This is a genomic window from Stenotrophomonas sp. Ps181, from assembly GCF_025697425.1.
Classification (GTDB): Bacteria; Pseudomonadota; Gammaproteobacteria; order Xanthomonadales; family Xanthomonadaceae; genus Stenotrophomonas; species Stenotrophomonas sepilia.
This window is the reverse complement of sequence record NZ_JAHWBI010000012.1, coordinates 18,638-34,493: the sequence shown is the minus strand read 5'-3', so window position 1 is coordinate 34,493 and position 15,856 is coordinate 18,638. Positions and strand designations below refer to the sequence as shown.

Sequence of the window (15,856 nt, the reverse complement as noted above, 5' to 3'; positions counted from 1 at the left end):
CCTGCTGTAGACGTCCGCCGCAGGGGTTTCCCCAAGCCCATGTGCGCCGATAATGGGCCATCCCCTTCTTCCACCCGGAACCGATGATGATCACCACCGAACCGCGCATGACCAACCTGTTCCTGCAGCTGGGCCTGGACGCCAGCGCCGAGGGCATCGCCCGCTTCATCCGCGAGCACCAGCTGGCCACCGACGTTGAAGTGTTCGAAGCGCCGTACTGGAACGATGCCCAGCGCCAGTTCCTGTCCGAGTCGCTGCAGGCTGATGCGGCATGGACCACCGTGGTGGACGAGCTGAACGAGTCGCTGCACGAAGATGCGGTGAAGGCGGCGACCGGGCTTTAAGTGCCTGGCGGAAGGCGCTGGGCAAGGCCCGGCGCTACCGTCGCCTCACCCTGGGTCAGAGCCCTTTCCGCAGGAAAGGGATCCGACCCCGCCGATCAGTACTTCCAGGTCAAGGCCAGCCGTGCGGTGCGGCCCGGGGCCGGCATCACACCCAGGGCGAGCGGATCCAGATAGTAGCGGTCGGTCAGGTTGTCGACGCCGGCGTCGACCGACAGCTGGTCGTTGAAGCGCCAGCTGGCGAACAGATCCACCAGCGTGGTTGGCCGGTACAGCTGCTGGATCGCCGACAGGCCCACGTTCCAGTCCTTGTCCAGCGTGCTGATCGGGCCGGCGTTGTGGACCACGCGGGTGCCGAAGGTCAGGCGCTCGTCGAACAGGCGCGAGCCCAGGGTCAGGTTGACCATGTAGCGCGGCGGGTTCTGGGTGTTGGTGTACGACCCCTCGAAGCCGCCGTCCACGCAGTTAGGCGTGTGGGCCAGCTCATCGTTCCTGCGCTGTGCGCCATAGGCCCGGCGCTCGGCGGCGATGTCCGGCGCGCAGGTCTTGGCTTTGAAGTAGTAGTGCGCGGACAGGTCGGCGAAGACCTTGCCGCTGTCATAGCTGGACTGGAACTCCATGCCGGAGACCTTGAACTGGTCGACGTTGCGGATCAGACCGGCCGACAGCGTGCGGTAGTCACGGGTGATCAGGTCGTCGATGCGGGTGTCGAAATACGCCAGCTTCAGCGCCAGGCGGTCGCCGGCAGTGAACAGGTTGTAGCGGAGGGTGCTGGCGCCGATTTCCCAGCTGCGCGCGCGCTCCGGCTTCAGCTCACCCACCGGCTTGGCGGCGGTGAACAGGCCCAGCGTGGTCTCGAACAGGCTCGGCAGCTTGGTGCCTTCGGCATACTTCACGTAGACCAGGGTGTCTTCGCTGAAGCGGTAGGCCACGCTGGCGGTCGGCGAGAACGCGGAGTCGCGGCGGCGGATCGGCTGCGACCAGGTCCAGCTGACCGGCACTTCCAGATCCTGCGGCTTGCCGGCGTCATAGAAGTTCCACCCACCGATGTCGCCCACCGTGCCCTTCTTGTACGGCGAGGCCAGCAGCGATTCCTGGGTAAAATTGCCATTGGCATCCGGATACCAGTTCAGCAGCGCAATGCGCTTTGCACGCCACGACGGCAGTGCCGGGTTGCCGTTGAGCAGCTCGGTGTAGCGGTACTGGCCCTGCACCTCATACGTATCAGGCGTCGCCAGGCGGTTGCGGTCGTGCACCTCCACCCGGTTCCAGCGGCCACCGGCCAGCAGTTCCCAGTGTTCGTCGGGCTGCCACTTCAGCGAGGCCACGGCACTGTATTCCTTGCGCTCGGCGTTGCGCAGGAAGCGGTTGTTGACCAGGTCGTCGTGCTTGATCGGGCCCGAGCTGCCCGGGGCGATGTCTTCGTCGCTGTAGGACAGGCCGTAGTCGAGCGTGAACGCACCGGCGCGTGTGTCGAACGTCGAGGTGTTGCTGGCATCCAGGTTGAAGCGCTTCTGCCGCAGCGGGTTCCGGTAGGCATCCTTGTAGCCGGGATCGCCACTGAAGCTGGGCGCGTCGTACCACTCGGTGCGGCGATCGAAGTACCACGGGGTGATGCCGGTCAGGCTGTTGTACATCACGCTGTCGGTGTCGGTGTAGGCGGCATTGATGCGCAGGTCAACCCGCTCACTGTCCGGGTTGAAGCGGTAGCGCAGGCTGTAGCTGTCCATGTCGACGTGGCCCGGATCCCACTGCGGGATGCGGTCACGATCCACCCGGATGATCTGCGAGGCCATGATCTCGCCGGCGGTGCCTTCGTAACGGCGGTAACCGGCCTCCAGCGTCTGCGCGTCGTCGATGCGCCAGGTGCCCTTGAGCAGCGCCGACTTCGAGCGCGAGGAGGTGTTGAACACTTCGCTGCGCGGCGGATTCAGCGGCGCCAGCGTGCGACGGGTCTGCGGGAAATCATCGTAGCCATGCCGGCCCGAGAAGTAGTTGCCGTTGTCCCGGTAAGCGTAGGCGGCGACCAGATCGAAGCGGTCCCAGTGACCGGCACCGGCCACGTTGAAGAACTGGCTGCCGGTGGCGCTGCGATCGGTGCGCGGTGTCGCACTGTAGGACGGCAGGTTGTTGGCACTGCCATTGGCCAGGCCACCGCGCACGCGCGCCCCGAAGTCGCGCCCCTCGCGCAGCACGTCACCGATCTTCAGCGTCTCCATCTCTACCATACCGCCGATGCCACCGGAGGCGTTGGCCTGCAGGCTCGGGCCCTTGGTGATGGTCAGGCTGGAGATCAGGTCGGGGTCGAGGTAGGTGCGCTGTGACTGGCCCGCATAGCCGCGGTAGGTGTCCATGCTGGACTGGCCACCGTCGATGATCACCGGTACGCGGCCCTGGCCCTGGATGCCACGGATGTTGACGTCGAAGCCATTGCCGACGCGCGGATCACCGGCGGTGACACCGGCCACACCCTTGACGATGTCACCGTTGGAGGTGCCGCGGAAGCGCTCCAGATGCGCGCGGTCGAGCGTGGTGGTCGAACCCACGCTGCGGTAGCTGTCGAGCAGGCGCGCTTCATCGTTGTTCGCACCGCTGTCGACGCGGTCGCCGGCCACACGCAGCGTGCCGGTGACGATCACACCGCTGTCGGCCTGCACCGGCGTTGCTGACTCCAGAGTGACCGCATCGGCGCTGACCCGGCGCACCGCCACGCCGCTGCCCTGCAGCAGGTGCTGCAACGCCTGGTCGGCCGACAGGCTGCCGCTGACCGCGTGGGAGGTTACGCCGTGTGCCAGCGATGCGGGGTACACCACCTGCACGCCGGATTGGCGCATGTAGCTGCGCAGCGCCTCATCCAGCGGTTGTGCAGGAATATCGAAGCGCAGTACGGCCGCGTGGTCGCTGCGGGCGCTCTGCGCCAGTGCGGGTGGCGTCGTGCTGGCCAGCCCGGCGGCAAGCAACGCAATGCACAGACGGGACGGGCGCAGTACGTGGCCCGAGCGGTGGGAGTCGAACATGGAGGAACCTGTCAGGTAATCGGTGCCGCGAACGCGGCGTCATCCGCAACACGGGCGGACACGGCGACGTACGTGGCGACGGCGGGTACGTTCGCCGGGTAAGACGGCTGGGCGCGCGACAACCCCAAGAGCGATTTGCGGTCGCGGGGGATGCCGACGGTGCGCGGTGGTTGCCGACCGTTGGTCGGCACAGAGACGCTCATCCACGCGTGGCGTGGAGCTACTGCACGATGGCGACGCCGAAGGGAAGACGAGTAACCTGAAGACCCGCCGTTGCCGCCAGCGCGTCCAGCGCCTGTTCCGGGCGGTCGATGCGCAACGCAGCACTCACTGCAGGAAGACGTGACAGATCGCCGCGCACGAAGGTCGGCCCCGCGCGATAGCGCCCGACCCACTGCACCGCATCGGCAACGGGGACCTGCTCCAGCAGCAGCTCGCCCTGGCGCCAGGCGCCGACGCTGTCGGCGGTCACGTCAGCCCGTCGCATGACTCCGCCATGTTCAGTGTAGACGGCACGCTGCCCCTGCTGCAGGTAGGTCCAGCCACCGTCGGCCGGGCTGGCCACGCGCACCCTGCCCTGCCCCACCTGGGTTTCCACCCCGTCGTCGCCACGCGCGACGGTGAACGCGGTGGAGATGTCCTCGATCAGGCCATTGCCGGCGCGCACGCTGAAACGCCGCTGTGCATCCGGGCTGACCTCGAACCAGGCGCGCCCGCGCAGCAGCTCGACCTCGCGGGCGTTCGCATTGAAGCGCACGGCAATCGCACTGTCCGCATCCAGCACCGCGCGACTGCCATCGGGCAGCCGTACGTGCTGCACCTGATGCGTGCTGCGATGATCGGACTGCAGGCGCAGCCACGCCTCCGGCCATGCAACCAGCATTGCCAGCATTGCCGCCGCTGCCATCGCCCAGCGCAGTCGATGCGGCCGACGCCGTCCGCTGGACCCGGCCTGCGGGCGCGGCCCGACACTGCGCCACAGCGCGCGCTCGTGCTCGAAGGCCCTGCGGTGCCCCGGCTGTTGCAGCCAGTGCTCGAACGCCTGCATGCGTACATCGCTGATGTCACCCGAGGCCAGCCACGCGATCCAGTCCCGGGCCTGTTCGGCCAGGTTATCGTCATTGGCGGCGGGCAGCATGTTCGGCGGGCGCATCGGCTGGCGGACAGGCGCATTCAAGCGCGGGGGAACTGGACCGCATCCACGGTCAATGATCAAGACGTCTGTGCGCGCGCCAACCCCAAGCCGGCGTGATCATCGGCCACTGCGCGCCCAGGCCAGGCGCTGCAGCGCGGAGCGCACATGATTCTCGACGGTGGTCACCGACACCCCCAGGCGGCGTGCGATCTCGGCCTGGGTGAGGCCCTGCAGGCGGTTGAGCCGGAAGATGGTGCGGGTCGGCTCCGGCAGGTGACCCGCCGCATCGAGCACCCGCTGCAGCTCATCCTGTGCCATGGCCTGCTCCTCGGTGGAGATCACCTCGTCGGCCCCCCACAGGTAGTGGTCGGCCAGCAGCCGGTTGCGGCGGCTCGATTCGCGGCCGTGGTCAGTGGCAAGGTTGGCGGCCAGCCGATACAGATAGGCCCGCGGATTGTCGATCGCCTGGCTGTCATCGACCCCACGGGCCTTGAACCAGACCGCCTGGATCACGTCCTCGGCGCCGCTGTCACCCCCGAGGATGCGCTGCACCCGGCGCAGCAGCGCTGGCCGCTCGCGGATCAGCAGTTCGGTGAGCGTGGCGGCATTGGAGGACATGCGCGGAGCCGGGACGACAGACGGAGGCGCCGCGCATGCTACTCCGTTAATGCGAATAAGTCACATTACTATCAACACCCCGACTACAGGCAATCAACCAGTGCGTCGTAGGTATTGGCTGTCGTGCCGGGCAGCGGCGCGTGCAACGCATCGAATCCGTCACCCGTTTCCCACACCTGCAGCAGGGTTTCCAGGCGTGTCCCGGCTGCCAGCGGCAGCACGCAGGCATAGCGTCCGCGGTTGACCTTGATCAGGCCGCTGGGCTTTACCCTGGTGTCGCTGCCGGCGAAGGTCCATACACACTGGACAACCACCCCCGCGACCTGTTCCACGGAACAGCGCAGGCGCATGGCCCACAGATTGATGTACTGCCCCTCGCAGAAGGTATCGCCACACACCTCATCGAAGCCACGCACCAGTTGCCGCTCGGCAGCAAGGAAACGCTCGTGGCCGCCCCCCGGGCCGGAGTAATCCCGCGCATCGACGAACGCAGGCGCGGCCTGCGCGACACCGGCGCACGGCAGGCTGACAGACAGCACGCCACACAACAGCCAGCATTTGTAGAAGCTCCCCATCAGCCCACCCTCCCCTGCGTGCGCAGGCATTCAGGCAACCCATCGAAGATGCCGTGGTCAAGCCCGGGCAAAGGCGCGGTCAGGCCGCCCGGCGCTTCCAGTGAGGCATAGAACGCCTCGACGGGCACGCCGGGCTGAAATTCGACCGGGCAGACCCAGCTGCCGTTGTCGACCCGCACCTGGCCCGTATCGGGATGCACTTCCAGCTCGCTGGCCGCCACCACCAGGACGCAGCGCTGCACGGTGCCGCGGTGGGCAAGCACGGCGCAGCGGAACTCCATCACCCGGTAGTTGCTGTAATCACCTTCACACAAGGTGTCGGCACACCATGCGGCGAATTCGCCGGCCACCGCGTCCTCCAGCGCAAAGGCCCGGTCCCATCCGGCCTCGTCGGAGGGATAGTCGATCAGGTTGACATGCGCCCCGCGCGCAAGCGCAGGCAACGGCGCCAGCAGCAACAAGGCGCAACAGCCCAAGCGGTTCCAGTTCATGGCAAGTCTCCTTGGCAAGGACGTCCAGCCTGCCGGGGGGACCGGGTGGAACCCATCGGGAAACCCCGCCCCATTCGCTCCGCCAGGGGCGGGCGCGCAGGTCGGTCCAGCCCTACCCTGCACAGCGCCCGGCAAAGGCATAAAATGGTGAGCTATCCGTCTATATCCCCACCTGGAGCACACCATGGGCCTGGAACTCGTCTCGCCCGGCAAGAACCCGCCGGAAGAAATCAACGTCATCATCGAGATCCCGAAGGACTCGGAACCGGTGAAGTACGAAGTGGACAAGGAAACCGGCGCGATCTTCGTCGACCGCATCCTGTCCACCCCGATGCGCTATCCGTGCAACTACGGCTACGTGCCGAGCACCCTGTGTGGCGACGGCGATCCGGCCGACGTGCTGGTGGTGCTGCCGCTGCCGCTGGTGCCGGGCTCGGTCGTGCGCTGCCGTCCGGTCGGCGTGCTGAAGATGAGCGATGAGGCAGGCAGCGACGAGAAGATCCTGGCCGTGCCGGTCTCGAAGATCTTCAGCGGCTACGCCCACGTCGAAGACATCGCCCAGGTTTCGAGCCACTGGCTGGAGCGCATTGGCCACTTCTTCGAGCATTACAAGGACCTGGAGAAGGGCAAGTGGGTCAAGCTGGACGGTTGGGGTGGCGCCGCTGAGGCCAAGCAGATCCTGATCGAGGCGCACCAGCGCCATCTCGACAGCAAGGCCTGAGCCTGAACCGCATCGCTCCGGCGATACCCTGCCGGAGCGATGCGGGTCACGTTTCATGACGACGGCACATCACTCTTGCTGCCGTATTAGGTAAATTGCGTCACTTCACACGTCATCGACATCCATCGTCGAGACAGCCAGGGGAATGTGTCGTGCGTATTCTGCTTGTTGGGGATGCAGCCAGCCTGCCGGCCGAGCTGACCGAATTCATTGCCGATCTTGGGGAAGACTGGCAGCCGCTGACCGCCGCCGATGGCCAGACCGCGATGACCGCGGTGGCCACGCAGGGCGTGGACGCGGTGATCGTCTGCCCGCAGTTGCCCGATCTCAATGCCACCACGCTGCTGGGCCAGATCCGGACACTGCGCCCGGAAACCATCCGCATCGCGCTGGTCGATGCACACCATGGCAACCGCCCGCCGCCGGCGCGCCTGATCGGTGTCGCCCACCGCTTCCTGCCGCTGCCGCTGGCGCCGGAAGTGCTGCTGGAGGCATTGACCAGCCTGGAAGAACTGCGCGAAGTGCTGGACAGCCCGCGCCTGCGCGATGCCATCGGCCGTATCGAGAAACTGCCATCGCCACCGCACCTGTACCTGAGCCTGACCCAGGCCCTGGAACATGACGACGATACCGACAGTGCCGATGTGGCCAAGCTGGTCGCCGCCGATCCGGCCATCGCGGCCAAAGTGCTGCAGCTGTCGAACTCGGCTTTCTTCAGCCAGGGCCGCACAATTGCCGACCTGCGCACCGCGGTCACCCGGCTGGGCCTGGCCACGCTGCGTGACCTGGTGCTGGCCAGCGAAGTGTTCTCCGCGCCGACGCTGTCGGCTGCCGAGCGCAACTCACTGCAGCAGCGCGCCCTGCTCGCCTCCCGGCTGGCCGCACGCCTGCTGCCCGAGTCCAGCGCCGAACTGGGGGCGACCGCCGCACTGCTGGCCGACATCGGCCTGCTGCTGCCCGGCGTGCGCAACGAGCGCAGCGAGCCCGCGCTGGCCGGCGATACCCGCCCAGGCCATGCCGAGGCCGGCGCCTACCTGCTGGGCCTGTGGGGCCTGCCGATGCCGATCATCGAAGCGGTGGCCTTCCATCTGCAGCCGCAGCGCGCCAACACCCGCAGCTTCTGGGTGACCGGCGCGGTGCACGTGGCCCTGGCGCTGGTCAATGGCGATCCGGTGGACGAGGACTACCTGCAGCGTGCAGGCGTGCTGAACAAACTGCCGCAATGGCGCGAGCACGCCAATGCACTGATGGGACTGGTGCCCAGCGACGCCTGAGCGTGCTGGATGTTGTCCGGACGACAGAGGGCGCACCCACACGGTGCGCCCTTTCCATGTCAGCGGGTACCGCAGGCATCCTGCACGCAACGCCGGTACTGCGACTCGCAGATGACCGGTGACTTGCCACTGGCCAGGCACTGCTGGCGGAACGCTTCGCAATAAAGCCCGCCACCACAGACCCCGAGGCCCTGCGCGAACACCGCGCCTACCAGCGTCGCATAGATCAGTACAGCGGCTGATGCCTGGCGCAGCAACGTGTCCTTCATATCCCTCTCCAGATGCAAGCGTCCGGTATTGGACCTCCTGACTGTGTCGATTGCGACACGACAGGACCGTGACTGCGCTCACCTTCCAACAGTTTCCGGAATTCCCCTACAAAAAAGAGGGCGGACCTTGCGGCCCGCCCTCCCCGTGTTGCTACCGCACTTCGATGGATCAGAAGCGCTGGGTGTACTTCATGTACAGGAAACGACCCACATCGAAGCCGCCGTAATAGGCGAACGCCGAGTTCGGAGCCGAGTACTGCAGCGGACCCTTGTGGTCGAACACGTTGTTCGCACCCAGGGCGATCGTCGCATCCCACGGCGCCTTCCAGCTGACCTGCAGGTCGTGGAAGGTGTTGGAGCCGGTGTGACGCAGCGGATCGGTCTCGCCATTGGCCATGTGGTTCGGCGCATCGCACCAGCCGTCAGCCAGCGAGATGCAGCTTTCCTTCATGCCGGAGTAGTAGCGTGCGGTGTAGTTCACACCGAAATCGCCGTACTGCCAGTTGACACCCAGGTTCGAACGCACGCGGAACAGGCCCGGCTCGCCGACGCGGCCGATCATGATGTTGTCACCCGCGCTGTTCTGGCCCTGCTCGTCGTACTTGGCGGTGTAGCTGGTGGTCCAGTCGATGCTGAACTGACCGATCGCCAGTTCCGGCAGGCGGTACTTGATGCCCAGGTCGTAACCTTCGGTTTCCATCTTGCCGAGATTGGCGGTGCCGTAGGTGATCGCACTGACGTGGCCGTCAGCCGCACGGGTCACGCTCGAGCAACGCTCGGAGTTGCCCAGCACGTAGCAGTCACGCAGGATGCGGTCGACGCTGTCAGCGATGATCATGTCGCTGATTTCGTACTTGTACCAATCCAGCGAGACGTCCAGGCCCTGCACCCAGCGCGGGCTCCACACCAGGCCGAAAGTGGTGCTCTTGGAGGTTTCCGGCTTCAGGTTCGGGTTGGCACCCGAGACGAACTGGTCACCCGACTGGCACGGCAGGGTCGAGCACGGCAGGTTGCCCTGGCCCAGCTGCACGTAGTTGGCCGGAGCGCCAGCGGCGGTGCACGCGGCATTGCCGGCAACGCTGCCCGGGGCGTTCACGCCGCACGGATCGATGTACGACTCGAAGCTCGAGCTCAGGCCACCGTACAGGTCGCTGATGGTCGGAGCGCGGAAGCCCTCGGCGTAGGTGCCGCGGACCAGCAGTTCATCCAGCGGACGCCAGGTCAGGCCGAACTTGCTGTTGGTGGTGCCACCGAAGTTGCTGTAGTCCGAGTAACGGCTGGCAACGTTCAGGGTCAGTTCCTTGGCGAAGGCCATGTCGGCCAGCAGCGGTACGTTCAGCTCGAGGTAGACCTCGTTCAGATCGTACTGGCCGCGGGTCGGCTTCTGGCCCAGGCCGGTGGACTGGCCCGACTGCGCGAAGGCGTCCGGCACGTAATTGCCTTCTTCCTTGCGGTGCTCGACACCCAGCGCGAAGCCCAGGTCGCCGGCCGGCAGGGTCACGATGGAACCGGACAGGTTGGCGGTGAAGCTGGTGGTCTTGGTGACGCCGCGGGTGGTGAAGGTCGGGAACAGGAAGTCCTGCAGCTCCTGGTTCGCCAGCGAACCCTGGCCATCAACGCCGTACGGCAGCAGCGGGTTCCACGGGCGGCAGTCGCCCAGGATCGGCTTGGCCGAGGTGCCGCAGCGGGCAATGCCGCCGGCGTCGATGAACGACGGGCCCAGGGCCTGGCCTGCAGCGATCAGGCTCATGTCGCCGCGGTTGCTCTTGATCGACTCGTTGCGGTTCCACAGCGCGCCGACATCCCAGTCGAAGGTCTTGCCGCCCAGCTCGAAGAAGCCGGTCAGGGTCGGAGCGAAGCGCAGGGTCTTCAGCTGGCTGTCAGTGGTACGCGGCACTTCCCACAGGCGACGACGGAAGCTGACGTCCTGGCCGACCGGGTTGAAGGCGCTCGAGCCTTCCAGCGGGGTGCCGAAGGAGTTGGACTGGAACGGATAGCCGGCGATCTGCTGGAACGTCTGGCGCTCGTTGTAGAGCACGTCGGTGTTCAGGCTGATCGAATCGGTGAAGTCGTAGGTACCGTTGATGTAGACCGACTTGCGCTTCACACCGGTCAGCAGGGTCATCTGCTCGTTGGAGTTGGCGAATTCGTCTGCCGTGATGACGTGGTAGTCATTCGGGTTCTTCGGGTTGCCGCCGGCGTTCAGGGTCTTCCAGACAGCCTGCTTGGAGTCGCCGCAGTCGACCTGGGTCGGGTTGCACCAGCTGCCGTTCTGGCTGATCGGGCTCCAGGTGGCCGAGGTCGAGTTCGGACCCAGCGAGCCGTCACGGCTGTACCAGCGGTCCTTGGCCCACACCGGGTCCTGCTTCGAGTACTCGGCCGACAGGGTCAGGCTGCCGCGCTCGCCGCGGGCACCGAGGGTCATCGAATAGGTTTCGGTGTCGCCGTCGCCCTTGCCGTACTGGCCGACGTAGACGTTGGCTTCGCCGCCGTCGAAGTTCTTGCGGGTGATCACGTTGACCACGCCGGCGATGGCGTCGGAACCGTAGATCGACGAGGCGCCGTCCTTCAGGATTTCGATGCGTTCAACGGCCGACATCGGGATCTGGCTCAGATCCTGGTAGCCGGCGGTGGTCGCGCCCAGGCGCTTGCCGTTCATCAGCACCAGGGTGCGCTGGGCGCCCAGGTTGCGGATGTCGACGTAGTAGCCGCCCACGTTCTCGCCCGAAGCCAGCGACTCCGAACGCGAAATGGCCGGGGAACCGGCCGAGGTCAGGTTGTTCAGCACGTCGGCGACGCTCGAGAAGCCCTGCTTTTCCAGGGATTCGCGGGTCATCGTCAGGATCGGCTGCTGGGTCTCCACCGAAGCGCCGCGGATGCGCGAGCCGGTGACCGAAATGCGGTCCAGGTCGGTGGTGCCCTTTGCTTCCTGGGCGGAAGCAAAGGCCGGCGCCAGCGCCAGCGCAATGCCGGCCGGCAGCAGGCCGAACCGCACTGCGGGATTACGAACGTTCATCTATCTCTCCAAGGTACGTGTTAGCAGCGTGTTAAAACACCCCAGCACGTTACGATTGCGTTGCAGCGCTGTATTTGCGCGAACCAACCGGAGACTTTGCGGATTGTGGCGGGAGCAAGCCGCCGTTCTCCCTGAAGCGCGATGCGGACTGGCCGTAGCGGGCGCGGAACGCACGCGCGAAGCTGCAGCAGTTGTCGAAACCGCTGGCGGCAGCGACCTCGCCCACCATCATGTCGGTGTCGCGCAGCAGATCAGCGGCGCGTTCGAGGCGCAGTCGTGCCGAAAGCGACTGCGGGCTTTCCTCGTACAGGCTCTGGAAGGTCTTGGACAGGTACCAGCTGGAGAAGTTGGTCAGCTCGGCCAGTTCGCCGATGCGCACCACCCGGTGGCTGTTGCCTTCCAGATAGAGGCGCGCGCGCTGCATGCGGCCGAACACCTGGCGCTTGCGGCTGCGCGAGCGGCCCGGGCAGCGCTGCACGTTGTCGGCCAGGCCGCGCTGCAGGCCCGCGAGGTGCAGCAGCAGCGGGCGCAGGGTCTGCGCCGGCTGGCCGCTGGCCAGCGCATCGCGCCACAGGCGCAGCGCCACGCGGGCATCAGTGCGGTTCATCCGGCCACGACCTGCATACAGGCCGCAGTCGGCCATCTCGGTCAGCACGCGAAGCGCTTCGATGTTCAGGTTCAGGCCGACGCACAACCCGTTGCGACCGGCCTGCACCAGCGGCCGCGATTCCTTCTCGAAGGCGATCCACTCGCCCTGGCGCAAGCGGAAGCGCCCTTCCTTGGCCTCGACCCACGAGCTGCCACGCACCTGCATCCAGACAGTGAAGCTGGAGCCGGCGGTCTGCAGGCTACCCAGCCGGGCCACGCCCAGGCAGGTCGGTGCGACGTCGTCGAGCGACCGGTCCAGGGAAACAGTTTGGCCGCGATCGGCCAGCGAGAGTTGACGCATGGGGGCACCACGGATTTGCCTAGTACAGGACTCCGTTTTGCCAAATCAGGCGGCACTGCGTCAGGAAGGTCCGACGAGATCGCCACGAATTCGCAACGAGATCCCGACGAAGAAATTACGAAGGCCCATTTCCCTTGAACAACAACAACTTGGAGAATGCGGGGAACAGTGCAGGCGGGCGCTCGGGCAACCGCATCACGCCGATGTCAGCGCCATCGCTGACCGCCATCGCCACGAACAGGTCCTTTCCGTCGGCGCTGGCACTGAGCCCGTTGCCGGCGCTGAGCCGTTCGGCGTCCAGGCAGCGTTCCGGCTCCTCGCGGCCGGGCTGGATGCGCACGAAGGTGGTGCCACACGTGGTCGAGGTACCGAGGTAGCCGATGCCGCTGTTGCCGGCCACGGTCCAGGCCCGGTATCGCCAGCGGCTGGGCCGGTCATCGCTGATCTGCTGCACACTGGCCGGAGACAGCGCGGCATCCGCCGACCACAGGCCTCCGGCGGCCAAGCGGGTGAACAACACGCGGCCACTGCTCCGGTCGAAGCGCGCCTGCGACACCCCATCGATGCTGGCCAAGCGGCGCCAGGGCTGGACGCTGCGATCGAACAGGCTCAACCGCGTGCGCTGGTCGGCATCGCGCTCGACCACAAACAGCTGCTGCGGCGAGGCGCCATACAGTGCCTGCAACGGCTGTTCGGCCGGAACCGGCAAGGGTTGCAGGCGTTCATCGCGTGGCGCGATTTCATAGACCACCGTGCGCCCATGCGCATCGCGGCCAACCACGAGCAATTGCCGGCTGTCGGCCGACCAGTCCGGTGCCTGCCGCGCCTCCGGCCGCAGCCCTTCGATGGGACGCAGCGAATCCGGCCGCTGCATGTCCGCCCACCACAGGGCGAAGCTGCCGGAACGATCGGAGGTGAAGACCAGCTGGCGGCCATCAGGCGCTGCCATCGGTTGTCCATCGCGGCCACTGGAGGCGAACAGGCGCTCGGGCGTGCCGCTGCCCTGCATCGGCACCTTGAACACGCCGAACTGCGCGCGCCGGTGGACGAAAGCCAGCATGCCACCGCGTCGCGACACTGCTGGCCACTGCGCATCATCCAGGCCGGCATCGCGCAACGTGTGCCGCTCGACATCCAGGTAATAGAGCCGCGCCTCGCTGTCGACACGACGACCGAAGACGATGGTGCGGCCATCGTCCAGCCAGGCCCAGCCGCGCAGCTCTGCCGCTTCATCGGTCAACTGCTCGGGCGTACCGCCCGCGGCCGGCACCCGCCACAGATCACCCAGCTGCGGGTTGCGCACGAACACCAGCCATTGCCCATCGGGCGAATACCGCGGTGCGTAGTCGAAGTCATCCTCATCGACGCTGTAGGCCAGCGCGCGCCACTGGCCACTGGCCAGGTCCAGCACACGGATGCCACGGTGCGCGTAGCGACCGACCATGCTGCCGAACACCAGGCCACGCCCGTCTGGCGTCCAGTCGAAACTGAGCAGCTCCGTGCCATCGCAGCGTGTGGCCTGGCGCAGTGCGCCACCGGTGGCGCTGGCGATCAGTACCTGGCAGCCGCCGTCGGCGTAGAACCGCGCGAAGGCGATTTCGCGACCATCCGGCGACCAGTTCGGGAAGCGATCGACGGCACCGGCCGGTGGCGCCAGCAACTGGCGCGCCGGCGCGTTGCCGGAGGTCTGCAGCTTGATCGCGCCACCGCCGTTGCCATCCTCGTTGGCGCCCTCATAGGCCACCAGAGAACCGTCCGGTGACAGCGTGGGATAGGTTTCAAAGCCGCTGGTCGCGGTGATCAACCGATACGGCCGCTGCGGGCTGCCGATCACCCGCGTACCGTTCTCCACGGCAGCCTCCACCGGCGAACTGCCGGCCGGTGCACGACGCAGCAGCAGCGTGGTCAGCACCAGCAGCGTGGCCAGCATCAACACGCCCAACGCCAGCAGCACGCGCCGACGGATATGGCGCCAGCGGCGACGCGCCGCCTGTGGATGCGCAGGCAACGCAGCAGTGGTCACCGGCTGTGCGGCCATGCCCTCGTCGTCAGGGACGCCTGCGGCCACGGGCTCGGCATCGTCCAGCACCTGTACCGGGACCAGAAGCCGATAGCCGGTCTTGGCGATGGTTTCGATGTAGGCCTGGCCGTTGTCGTCGTCGTTGCTGAACGCCTTGCGCAGCTGGGTGACGGCCTGGGTCAGCACATCGTTGGTCGGCAGCGTGTCCGGCCATACCTCGGCGAACAACTCGTCGCGGGTGACAACGCGGCCCGGCTGCCGCAGCAGCACGCGCAGCACGCCCAGCGCCTTCGGCGTCAGCCGGCGCGGGCGACGCGCGCCGACGACCTCGACTTCGCGCGAGGACAGAGTGACGGTGCACTCTCCTATCCGTATCCGATCGGATACCGGGGGCTGGATTTCGCTGCTGTTCATTTTCTGCTACACAGTAGAGACAGGTCCCGGGCAGTGTTTGCCTTCGATACCGCCCCGTCCTGGGAACAGCGAAAAGCCAGACTCCGCACAAAGCATCGGCGCATACCGCAAAAACAATTGAGCGCGCGAATACTAGCCTATGCAAGTTACCTCGCCTATCGCGTGGTCGACATCAGGCTCTCTCTCGCCGACGCATTCACATAATTTGCGACATCATTCGCGCCCTTTCGGGCGCGAAATTTTTATCTGGCGTTCATTTTCACATGCGCCGCAACATGGTCAATCCGACCAGCCGCGAAACCACCAAAGCCACGTACATCACGCCGGAAAACTGCTCCAGCATCACCAGTGCGCGTGCCTGCGGATGCAGTGGCACGACGTCACTCAGACCGACGCCGGAGAGCAAGCTGAAGCTAAGATAAAGCAGCTCCATCCAACTGCGCTGCGCGCCTCCGCCGGTGCCCTGGAAGCTGCCCGGGTACCATTGCTGGCATACCGAGAATGCGAACGCGAATGCCCATGCAAGCAAGGTGAATGTCGCGCCGGCGGCGAACAGCTCGTCACGGGTGACCTTGTGGTCCTGGAGCATGTAGGCGATCAGTGCGCCGGCCGTATAGAAATACAGCAGGCTTTCCAGCAACTGTGCGGTGGTCAGCAGCGTGGTGCGGTCGAGCAGCGCACCGGCCAGCGAAAACACCACCGACGGGATGGCCAGCACCAGTGCCAGCCAGGTGCCCAGCGGGCTGCGCTGCACCACCCACAGCGCCAGGCCCAGTACCGCCATGCCGAACACGCCCAGCGCCGCGCGGCCGGCAGCGGTGTCATCCAGCGCGGGGTACAGCAGCACCGCGATCAACTGGGCGCCCAGCAGCCAGGCCGAAGGATGACGGCGGGCAATGGCCAGCCAACGGGTGGTCATGGCAACAGGCATGGTGTCCTTCCCCCAGGGTGATGCGCGGAGCATAGCGGGGAGCGGCGTGATGAGCGGTGGTGCCGGCCGCTGGCCAGCACGCTTC

The 15,856-nt window shown here is 66.4% G+C and carries 13 protein-coding genes; 3 read left to right on the top strand and 10 right to left on the bottom strand.

The annotated features are described in order from the left end of the window. Window positions 1–86: 86 nt before the first annotated feature. Window positions 87–344 (top strand): DUF2789 domain-containing protein, encoded by a 258-nt coding sequence (locus tag KXV01_RS19340; RefSeq protein ID WP_049413695.1) that lies wholly within the window; start codon window positions 87–89, stop codon window positions 342–344. 95 nt (window positions 345–439) lie between these two features. Here KXV01_RS19340 and KXV01_RS19335 read toward each other — a convergent pair whose 3' ends face one another. The 5 genes from KXV01_RS19335 to KXV01_RS19315 all read right to left on the bottom strand — a co-directional run bounded on the left by KXV01_RS19335 (window position 440) and on the right by KXV01_RS19315 (window position 6,177). Then, window positions 440–3,358 carry a TonB-dependent receptor gene (locus KXV01_RS19335; protein WP_099495428.1) on the bottom strand — a complete coding sequence of 973 codons (2,919 nt, stop codon included), beginning with the start codon at window positions 3,356–3,358 and terminating at the stop codon, window positions 440–442. A 220-nt stretch (window positions 3,359–3,578) separates the two neighbouring features. Then, window positions 3,579–4,511 (bottom strand): FecR domain-containing protein, encoded by a 933-nt coding sequence (locus tag KXV01_RS19330; protein WP_099591120.1) that lies wholly within the window; start codon window positions 4,509–4,511, stop codon window positions 3,579–3,581. A 99-nt stretch (window positions 4,512–4,610) separates the two neighbouring features. Then, entirely contained in the window at window positions 4,611–5,111 is a 501-nt protein-coding gene (locus KXV01_RS19325) for an RNA polymerase sigma factor (protein WP_049413688.1), read from the bottom strand. A gap of 83 nt (window positions 5,112–5,194) precedes the next feature. Next, window positions 5,195–5,686 (bottom strand): hypothetical protein, encoded by a 492-nt coding sequence (locus tag KXV01_RS19320; RefSeq protein WP_049413687.1) that lies wholly within the window; start codon window positions 5,684–5,686, stop codon window positions 5,195–5,197. After that, complete coding sequence (locus tag KXV01_RS19315) at window positions 5,686–6,177, bottom strand: hypothetical protein (protein WP_049413686.1); 492 nt, start codon at window positions 6,175–6,177, stop codon at window positions 5,686–5,688. The genes KXV01_RS19320 and KXV01_RS19315 overlap by 1 nt, the downstream gene beginning before the upstream one ends. Window positions 6,178–6,361: 184 nt before the next feature. On the opposite strand from KXV01_RS19315, the gene ppa reads away from it, so the two are divergent. Both ppa and KXV01_RS19305 read left to right on the top strand, forming a co-directional pair. After that, on the top strand, window positions 6,362–6,898 hold the full coding sequence (gene ppa, locus KXV01_RS19310; protein ID WP_005410935.1) for an inorganic diphosphatase: 537 nt from the start codon (window positions 6,362–6,364) through the stop codon (window positions 6,896–6,898). 152 nt (window positions 6,899–7,050) lie between these two features. Then, window positions 7,051–8,172, top strand: coding sequence for an HDOD domain-containing protein (locus KXV01_RS19305; RefSeq protein ID WP_049413685.1), 1,122 nt, complete (start codon window positions 7,051–7,053; stop codon window positions 8,170–8,172). Window positions 8,173–8,231: 59 nt separating this feature from the next. On the opposite strand, the gene KXV01_RS19300 is transcribed toward KXV01_RS19305, so the two are convergent. From KXV01_RS19300 to KXV01_RS19280, 5 genes are all read right to left on the bottom strand, one after another. Further along, the gene (locus KXV01_RS19300) at window positions 8,232–8,441 is read right to left on the bottom strand and encodes a hypothetical protein (RefSeq protein WP_049413684.1); all 210 of its coding nucleotides are present in this window, start codon (window positions 8,439–8,441) and stop codon (window positions 8,232–8,234) included. Window positions 8,442–8,610: 169 nt separating this feature from the next. Continuing rightward, a complete protein-coding gene (locus tag KXV01_RS19295) occupies window positions 8,611–11,457 on the bottom strand; it encodes a TonB-dependent receptor (RefSeq protein WP_049413682.1) in 2,847 nt (948 codons plus the stop codon). 49 nt (window positions 11,458–11,506) lie between these two features. Continuing rightward, window positions 11,507–12,406, bottom strand: a complete 900-nt coding sequence (locus KXV01_RS19290; protein WP_049435641.1) for a helix-turn-helix transcriptional regulator — start codon at window positions 12,404–12,406, stop codon at window positions 11,507–11,509. A 115-nt stretch (window positions 12,407–12,521) separates the two neighbouring features. After that, window positions 12,522–14,840 carry a winged helix-turn-helix domain-containing protein gene (locus tag KXV01_RS19285; protein WP_049413302.1) on the bottom strand — a complete coding sequence of 773 codons (2,319 nt, stop codon included), beginning with the start codon at window positions 14,838–14,840 and terminating at the stop codon, window positions 12,522–12,524. Window positions 14,841–15,099: 259 nt separating this feature from the next. Further along, window positions 15,100–15,771: an ion channel gene (locus KXV01_RS19280; protein WP_049439493.1), complete on the bottom strand. Its 672-nt coding sequence runs from the start codon at window positions 15,769–15,771 to the stop codon at window positions 15,100–15,102. Window positions 15,772–15,856 lie beyond the last annotated feature (85 nt).

Bases quoted from the DNA above. Each gene is read 5' to 3' on its own strand.
- KXV01_RS19340 (WP_049413695.1), top strand. From the start codon at position 87: ATGATCACCACCGAACCGCGCATGACCAACCTGTTCCTGCAGCTGGGC.
- KXV01_RS19290 (WP_049435641.1), bottom strand. From the start codon at position 12,406: ATGCGTCAACTCTCGCTGGCCGATCGCGGCCAAACTGTTTCCCTGGAC.
- KXV01_RS19295 (WP_049413682.1), bottom strand. From the start codon at position 11,457: ATGAACGTTCGTAATCCCGCAGTGCGGTTCGGCCTGCTGCCGGCCGGC.
- KXV01_RS19325 (WP_049413688.1), bottom strand. From the start codon at position 5,111: ATGTCCTCCAATGCCGCCACGCTCACCGAACTGCTGATCCGCGAGCGG.
- KXV01_RS19335 (WP_099495428.1), bottom strand. From the start codon at position 3,358: ATGTTCGACTCCCACCGCTCGGGCCACGTACTGCGCCCGTCCCGTCTG.
- KXV01_RS19320 (WP_049413687.1), bottom strand. From the start codon at position 5,686: ATGGGGAGCTTCTACAAATGCTGGCTGTTGTGTGGCGTGCTGTCTGTC.
- KXV01_RS19300 (WP_049413684.1), bottom strand. From the start codon at position 8,441: ATGAAGGACACGTTGCTGCGCCAGGCATCAGCCGCTGTACTGATCTAT.
- ppa (WP_005410935.1), top strand. From the start codon at position 6,362: ATGGGCCTGGAACTCGTCTCGCCCGGCAAGAACCCGCCGGAAGAAATC.
- KXV01_RS19330 (WP_099591120.1), bottom strand. From the start codon at position 4,511: ATGCGCCCGCCGAACATGCTGCCCGCCGCCAATGACGATAACCTGGCC.
- KXV01_RS19280 (WP_049439493.1), bottom strand. From the start codon at position 15,771: ATGCCTGTTGCCATGACCACCCGTTGGCTGGCCATTGCCCGCCGTCAT.
- KXV01_RS19285 (WP_049413302.1), bottom strand. From the start codon at position 14,840: ATGAACAGCAGCGAAATCCAGCCCCCGGTATCCGATCGGATACGGATA.
- KXV01_RS19315 (WP_049413686.1), bottom strand. From the start codon at position 6,177: ATGAACTGGAACCGCTTGGGCTGTTGCGCCTTGTTGCTGCTGGCGCCG.